The sequence below is a fragment of the Paenibacillus nuruki genome (assembly GCF_001721045.1).
GTDB classification, from domain to species: domain Bacteria; phylum Bacillota; class Bacilli; order Paenibacillales; family Paenibacillaceae; genus Saccharibacillus; species Saccharibacillus nuruki.
Map to the genome: position 1 here is coordinate 1 of NZ_MDER01000071.1, position 6,618 is coordinate 6,618.

General features: G+C 34.8%; 7 protein-coding genes. 6 read left to right on the plus strand and 1 reads right to left on the minus strand.

Annotated features, from left to right (window positions below):
- The 6 genes from PTI45_RS24655 to PTI45_RS18830 all read left to right on the plus strand — a co-directional run.
- On the plus strand, nucleotides 1–142 hold a 142-nt coding region (locus PTI45_RS24655; protein WP_175425222.1), incomplete at its 5' end, for a GtrA family protein.
- Between the two features lie 48 nt (nucleotides 143–190).
- Nucleotides 191–1,213 carry a dTDP-glucose 4,6-dehydratase gene (rfbB, locus tag PTI45_RS18810; protein ID WP_069329129.1) on the plus strand — a complete coding sequence of 341 codons (1,023 nt, stop codon included), beginning with the start codon at nucleotides 191–193 and terminating at the stop codon, nucleotides 1,211–1,213.
- Nucleotides 1,210–2,088: a dTDP-4-dehydrorhamnose reductase gene (rfbD, locus tag PTI45_RS18815; protein ID WP_069329130.1), complete on the plus strand. Its 879-nt coding sequence runs from the start codon at nucleotides 1,210–1,212 to the stop codon at nucleotides 2,086–2,088. The genes rfbB and rfbD overlap by 4 nt, the downstream gene beginning before the upstream one ends.
- Nucleotides 2,089–2,285: 197 nt before the next feature.
- Nucleotides 2,286–3,215, plus strand: coding sequence for a glycosyltransferase family 2 protein (locus PTI45_RS18820; protein ID WP_245703510.1), 930 nt, complete (start codon nucleotides 2,286–2,288; stop codon nucleotides 3,213–3,215).
- A 91-nt stretch (nucleotides 3,216–3,306) separates the two neighbouring features.
- Nucleotides 3,307–4,206: a glycosyltransferase family 2 protein gene (locus PTI45_RS18825; RefSeq protein ID WP_069329132.1), complete on the plus strand. Its 900-nt coding sequence runs from the start codon at nucleotides 3,307–3,309 to the stop codon at nucleotides 4,204–4,206.
- Nucleotides 4,207–4,208: 2 nt separating this feature from the next.
- Nucleotides 4,209–5,630: an undecaprenyl-phosphate glucose phosphotransferase gene (locus tag PTI45_RS18830; RefSeq protein ID WP_069329133.1), complete on the plus strand. Its 1,422-nt coding sequence runs from the start codon at nucleotides 4,209–4,211 to the stop codon at nucleotides 5,628–5,630.
- A gap of 31 nt (nucleotides 5,631–5,661) precedes the next feature.
- Here the strand turns inward: PTI45_RS18830 and PTI45_RS18835 are convergent, their stop codons facing one another.
- Nucleotides 5,662–6,477, minus strand: coding sequence for a glycosyltransferase family 2 protein (locus PTI45_RS18835; protein WP_069329134.1), 816 nt, complete (start codon nucleotides 6,475–6,477; stop codon nucleotides 5,662–5,664).
- Nucleotides 6,478–6,618 lie beyond the last annotated feature (141 nt).

Below are 6,618 nucleotides of genomic sequence, written 5' to 3' on the forward strand. Positions count from 1 at the left end.
GTTTTCATATGTTGTAGATATAGGTGGAATGATTCTATTAATTGACGTATTTCATATAAATGATAACATTTCTAAAATTTTAGTGAATATAATAGTAATTGTTCTTAATTATTTTATTAGTAAGAAATTTATATTTAAGTAATGATTATTATCATTATTAAAATAACTATAGTGTAGAAGGAGTATCATTATGAAATTGCTTGTTACTGGCGGAGCCGGTTTTATTGGCAGTAATTTTGTTCTATATATGTTACGTGAACATCCCGAGTACCAGATTATCAATGTAGATGCGCTTACGTATGCAGGAAATTTAGAAAATTTAAAATCGATCGAAGGTAATCCGAATCATACGTTTGTGAAAGCGGATATTGCAGATACAGCAACAATGGATCGCTTAGTTGCAGATGGTGTAGATATCATTGTTAACTTTGCAGCAGAATCGCATGTAGATCGTAGTATTTTGGAACCTGAAATTTTTGTAAAAACAAACGTTGTAGGTACTCAAGTACTTCTGGATGTGGCTAAAAAATATAACATCACCAAGTTTGTACAAGTGTCTACAGATGAAGTATACGGTTCTTTAGGCGAAACAGGGCTCTTTACCGAAGAGACACCGATTACACCAAATAGCCCGTATTCAGCAAGTAAAGCAGGTGGAGACTTATTAGTACGCGCATACCATGAAACATTTGGTTTGCCGATTAATATTACACGTTGCTCTAATAACTATGGTCCTTTCCAATTCCCTGAGAAGTTGATTCCATTGATTATTTCTCGTTCTTTGGCAGATGAAGCATTGCCTGTATATGGGGATGGACTTAATATCCGCGATTGGTTGTATGTAGAAGACCATTGCAGCGCGATCGATCTAGTTATTCATGAAGGCAAAAATGGAGAAGTCTACAATATTGGTGGTAACAATGAACGTACAAATATCCATATCGTCAAAACAATTTTGGAACAACTGGATAAACCCGAATCGTTGATCAAATATGTAGAAGATCGTTTGGGTCATGATCGTCGTTATGGTATTGATCCTACTAAAATTATGAATGAACTGGGATGGAAGCCTAAGCATAATTTCGAAACAGGGATTAAAGAAACGATTCAATGGTATTTGGATAACAAAGATTGGTGGACACGTATTGCTTCTGGAGCCTATCAAGAATATTACCAACAGCAGTATGGTGATCGTCTAGGAGCTAGTCAATGAAAGTATTAGTAACGGGTGCTTCTGGACAACTTGGAGTGGATACTGTCAAAGTCATCCAAGCTAAAGGGCATGAAGTATTAGGATGTGATCGCCAGACATTAGATATTACAAATCTAGAACAGTGTCAGCAAGTGATCACTTCTTTTGGGCCAGAAGTCATTATTCATTGTGCAGCATATACGGCAGTAGATGCTGCTGAAACGGATATGGATGGAGCTTATCTAGTGAATGCTGTAGGTACACGGAATATTGTTATAGCAGCAGAAGCAGTACAAGCTAAAGTGATCTATATCAGTACAGATTATGTATTTGATGGACAAGGTATACATCCTTATCACGAATATGATAATACAGATCCTCAAAGTATTTACGGTAAATCTAAACGTGCGGGTGAAGTGTTAACTCAATCTTTATCCTCACGTTATTTTATTGTGCGTACTTCATGGGTATACGGGCTACATGGTAATAACTTTGTCAAAACGATGTTGAAATTAGGTCAGGAAAAGCCACAGCTTAAAGTTGTTCATGACCAAAAAGGTTCACCAACCTATACAGTGGACTTAGCATCATTTTTGACAGAGTTAATGGAAACTGAGAAATATGGTGTCTACCATGCTTCTAATAGTGAATCATGTACATGGTATGAATTTACACAAGAAATATTTAAGCAAGCTGTTGATATTCTGGGTGTAAATATGCAAGCGATACTAGAACCATGTGCAACTAATGAATTTCCAAGACCAGCTCCAAGACCTGCTAATTCGGTGATGGAGCATCTATCTATACGGACAAATGGATTTACAGATATCCGTTCTTGGCAAGAAGGTTTAACTGCTTTTTTGCATGAGTATCAATATACGTTAACTTCTTCATAATTTTAAAATATACGCTTGATTTATAACAAAAGCATCATTTGAGTAGGAAAGCATCCTAATCGAATGATGCTTTTTATATTATAACTATGAAAGTGGGTCTAGATCACAAATTCTGTTACAATAAACTATGTAAAGACTAGTTTGTATTATCAAAAGAAAAGAGAATGTAAATGATACCCGTATATTCAAGTCCCAAGATGCAGGTCCTACTGTCTACTTATAATGGAGCCTTATACATAGCAGAGCAATTAGATAGTATTTTACAACAAGAAATAGAATTAAACATTTTGATACGTGATGATGGATCAAAGGATAATACTTTAAATATTCTTCAGCAATATAGAGAGAAATATCCTAAGAATATTCATGTCATTGAAGGATCTAATGTAGGAGTCATTGCGAGCTTTTGGCAATTGATGAAAGCAGCCGATCCTCAAGTAAATTATTTTTGCTTTTGTGATCAAGACGATGTATGGATGCCGGATAAAGCAAATCGTGCTCTTGAGCAATTAACAATGATTGAAAATACAAATGAGTCTATACCTGCAATGATTTTTACCGCTACACAATTAACAGATAGTGAGCTCAATCCAACAGCGATTTGGCCAAGCATGCCTGAGAAAGCTCCGTCTTTTTATAATGGACTAATTCAGAATATAGCAGTAGGGGCAACGACTGCTTTTAATCAACAAGCTCGTGTGTTGCTGTTAGATACTCATTCTCCTGTAGATCAATCTTTGATTTTAATGCATGATTGGTGGATGTACATTACAATATCTTGTTTTGGAAACATTCATTTTGATCCAGAACCCTCTATTTATTACCGTCAACATGATGGTAATGTTGTAGGTGGAGAATCTACCAAACTGCAAAAAATCAAAAAGAAATGGAACAGTTTTCGCAAACATAAAGACAAAAAGTTACTGGTACAGCAAGCTAAAGAATTTAAACGTGTTTATGGCGATCAGATCACGGATCCTCAGATGAAACAACAACTTGAAGCATTTATTGCCCCACGTTCGACATTGATGCAACGTATTCAGTATCTACGTCAATGTCAGCTTTATCGACAATCTAGAACAGAACAATGGCTTTTCCGCTTTTTAATTTTGGTAGGCTATATTTAAGAAGGATGATAGAATCTATGCAGATTTATCTTTTTAAGATATAGATATGCTATAATGCCAGTAGATTTATATTTTAGTCAGGAGCGTTACCATGGACGTTAGCATTTTAATTTTAAATTATAATACTTGCCAGCTTACACTTGATTGTATACAGTCTGTGTACCAATCGCAGACTCAATATGCATATGAGATCATTGTTATCGATAATGCTTCTAGCGATGGTTCCGCAACAGCGATTCCTGCTGCCTATCCAGAACTCAGTTTTATCGCTAATACCGATAATGTTGGATTTGCTAAAGGGAATAATCAGGGAATGAAGATTGCGCAAGGACGATATATACTACTACTTAATTCCGACACCATCGTTCAGTCTGATACTTTAGAGACGATGGTGTCTTTTATGGATGCTTATCCACGGGCAGGAGCTTCAGGCTGTAAAATTGTATTACCTGATGGATCACTTGATAAAGCATGCAAACGAGGATTCCCTACACCGGCAGCGTCATTTTATTATGCATTTGGATTTTCGAAATGGTTTCCAGATAATCCACGCTTTAATGGTTACCAACTCGGATATTTGAATCCAGATGAGTCTTACCCGATTGATTCATTGGTAGGTGCATTTATGTTAGTTCGACGTGAAGTCATCGAACAGATCGGTGGACTGGACGAATCCTTTTTTATGTACGGAGAAGATATTGATTGGTGTTACCGCATCAAAGAAGCGGGTTGGGAAATTCATTATCGGGGAAATACACAAATTATTCATTATAAAGGTGCAAGCAGTCGTCGTAAACCTTTCAAAATCATTTATGAGTTTCATCGAGCAATGTGGCTCTTTCATCGTAAACACTATCGGCAAAAGTACTCTTTGGTTACGAACAGTGTTGTATTTATCGGTATTGGAGTCAAACTAATGTTGTCACTGATAAAAAATAAATTATTACCTGCTAAACCTACTTTATCGACAGAAGCAGAAAGGAGAACGTAAATATGATTCGTAAAAATCAACGTTTTTTAACCCGTCTGTATATTTTAGCTGATTTTTTGATCATTCAGTTTTCTTTTCTACTTGCCTGGTTTATAAAGTTTGAAAGTGGCTGGTTTGCTTATGATACTCCTATTGAATTTGGAGCTTTACCGATCGAGACATATGCTCTTTGGAGTATAGTATATGGTGGTATAGCGATCTTAATTGGCGGAATGAGCACACTATATTCACCGAAACGTAAAAAACGTTTTGCTGATGAATTGCTGAAAATTTTCCAAACGCATCTTGTGAGTATTTTCGTACTATTAGGTGCCTTATTTTTTGTAAAAGAAGTCAATATTTCTCGTTCTTATTTGTTTATTTATGTGATTCTAACGTTGATGCTTATTATGGCTTATCGCTACGTGATTAAAAAAGGTCTAAAGCGGGCGAGACAACGTGGATTTAATAAACAGTTTGTTTTGATCCTCGGAGCAGGTTCACTCGGTAAACGATTTTGCAATAACCTAGAACAGTATCCAGAAATGGGTTATGAAATTGTTGGATTTTTAGATGATTATTTAGAAGATAATGAAGCTGAACCGAATAAGTACAAACCGATTTTAGGTAAAATGGATAAACTCGGTGAGATTTTGCATACGATGATGATCGATGAAGTCATTTTAGCTTTACCGTTAGATGCACATCATAAATATCCAAGCATTATTGCTGAATGTGAAAAAGCAGGCGTCCGGACTTTAATTATTCCAGATTTCTTTGATTATCTACCTGCCCGTCCATACTTTGATAACTTTGCGGGTATGCCTATGATTAATGTACGTGATATTCCACTCGATATTGCAGCGAATCGTATTTTTAAACGATTATTCGATATTGTCTTTGCATTAATAGCGATTATTATTACATCACCAATCATGATTATTGTAGCGATTGGCGTACGAATGACTTCACCGGGGTCTGTCATCTTTAAGCAGGAACGTGTAGGACTGAATCGTCGTAACTTTACGATGTACAAATTCCGCTCGATGCGTATTATTCCTGAAGGGCAGATTGATACAGGCTGGACGACAGCCGATGATCCGCGTAAAACCAAATTTGGTGCTTTTATTCGTAAAACAAGCTTAGATGAGCTTCCTCAATTTTTTAACGTATTATTTGGAGATATGAGTGTAGTTGGACCTCGTCCAGAACGTCCATACTTTGTAGAACAATTCCGTGATGAAATTCCAAGGTATATGATCAAGCATCATGTACGTCCTGGAATCACAGGGTGGGCACAAAGCAATGGTCTACGTGGAGATACATCGATTGAAGAACGAATCAATCATGATATTTTTTATATTGAAAATTGGTCATTATTGTTTGATATTAAAATCATCTTCAAAACGATCCATAATGGATTTGTAAATAAAAATGCTTATTAAGAAAACGACCCTATTAGATAGGGTCGTTTTCTTATAAAGGATGAATTTTTATAGCATTTTCGAAGAGTTCTTCATCCCAATAATAAAGTGGATTATCAAAATCAGACATTAAATGAATTGCTTTACCTTTTCTTTCAAACCATTTTTTACCGTAAGGTTCATAGGGGAAATGATTAATATAATAATTACATGTTTCTTCCCAATGTTGAATCGATAAAGACTTTCCATAATGTTGACAAAGGAATTTAGTTACTATATGAAGATTCTCAGGGAAGTTAGGCTCTCTCGAGTCTTTTCCAATATATTTAATGTAAGGATTATTACTTTTCCAAATCATAGCTATATCTCTTCGTTCAGGACCAAATTTTTTTCTGAAGTTTAGTAATTCTTCTCCTTTTTTAAAAGGAGAAGAATCAAACGGAGTGAGATAAGCATCAAATAATGAAATTCTCAAAATATCAATATCTAACGCTTTATCTGATAGTAAAAAACCTCGTATATCACCTACAAAACGTTCATCAGCATCTGCATAAAATAACCATTCTGGTTTGAAATTTTTTGAGAATTCTACTAGTAACTTTCTATGATTAGTCTCACTATTCAATCTATCTTCTGAATCAGATTCCCAAACAAAATTTCTAATAATTCCTACTACTTTTTCATGATTAGATATAATCTCAATTGTTTTATCTACACTTGCATCATCAAAACAAATAATCGCATCACAATGTTGAGATAAATGATCTAATGTATCTTGAATAATTAATTCTTCATTTCTTATTCTTATCATTCCTAATATTTTTATATGTATAAGTACGATATTTATTCGTCTTTTTGTAAAATGCATTAATTATGTTCATAAAATCTCCTTTACAATAATATATGAAGTATTATATATGGATTTGAGATTTGTTAAACAATATAAATTTGTTCCCCTAAAATGCGAACAAAAAATTGACACTGTGCATCGGCTATCATAGACTTAATT